Origin of the sequence: Catenibacterium sp. UBA627, assembly GCF_002299355.1 — a bacterium.
Lineage (GTDB): Bacteria > Bacillota_I > Bacilli_A > Erysipelotrichales > Coprobacillaceae > Catenibacterium > Catenibacterium mitsuoka.
The window spans coordinates 14541-14804 of record NZ_DBPF01000026.1 but is presented as its reverse complement, the minus strand read 5'-3'; the positions used below and the strand labels follow the sequence as shown (position 1 = coordinate 14804).

Annotated in this window: 1 protein-coding gene; it reads right to left on the bottom strand. The window is 37.1% G+C overall.

The window, feature by feature from the left end:
• Positions 1 to 57 precede the first annotated feature (57 nt).
• On the bottom strand, positions 58 to 264 hold a 207-nt coding region (locus B2S90_RS01700; RefSeq protein ID WP_286696459.1), incomplete at its 5' end, for a DUF4430 domain-containing protein.

Genomic DNA, 264 nt, shown 5'->3' with positions numbered 1-264 from the left:
ACTCTAGAGGCAATATTGACTGCAGAGAGAATACCTATCAAACATATTTCTCTTGTCTTATTGTTCAATGTTGACATAATACCAGATGACTGTGTCTCCTGCTTTCACTTTATAGGCTCCTGCCCCAATATTAGGTGGTGTACCATTCACTTTATACATCCATCCAGAACTTGGTCCATGATCAAATTCCTTTAATCCATCTATACCTGATACATAAACAGTAGAACCAAACCCTTTTGTAGAGATACTCTTACCATTCTGTTT